1 protein-coding gene is annotated in these 383 nt (G+C 45.7%); it reads left to right on the top strand.

Annotated elements, in window-relative coordinates:
- Positions 1 to 383, top strand: a 383-nt coding sequence (locus tag LBU54_RS15305; protein WP_449667021.1) for an HYR-like domain-containing protein, incomplete at both ends; no start/stop codon positions are given.

Below are 383 nucleotides of genomic sequence, written 5' to 3'. Positions count from 1 at the left end.
GCGGATACTTGTGGTACGGTAACTATTACAGAGTCTGATGTTGAGACTGCTGCTTGTGGAAATACAAAAACTATTGTTAGAACTTGGACCGTAACAGATGAGTGTGGCAACAGCGTATCTGCTGACCAAACGATTACCGTGGTAGATACTACCGATCCAACGATCAACGTCCCTGCCGATGTGACTATAGAGTGTACCGAGGATGAGTCGTCTGCTAATACTGGTGTTGCTACTGGTGCAGATACTTGTGGTACGGTAACTATTACAGAGTCTGATGTGGAGACTGCTGCTTGTGGAAATACAAAAACTATTGTTAGAACCTGGACCGTAACGGATGAGTGTGGCAACAGCGTATCTGCTGACCAAACGATTACCGTGGTAGA

It is taken from the genome of Winogradskyella alexanderae (assembly GCF_020166335.1).
In the GTDB taxonomy this organism is placed as follows: Bacteria; Bacteroidota; Bacteroidia; order Flavobacteriales; family Flavobacteriaceae; genus Winogradskyella; species Winogradskyella alexanderae.
Note: the sequence above shows the minus strand (reverse complement) of the source record. Positions and strands in the feature narration are given on the sequence as shown.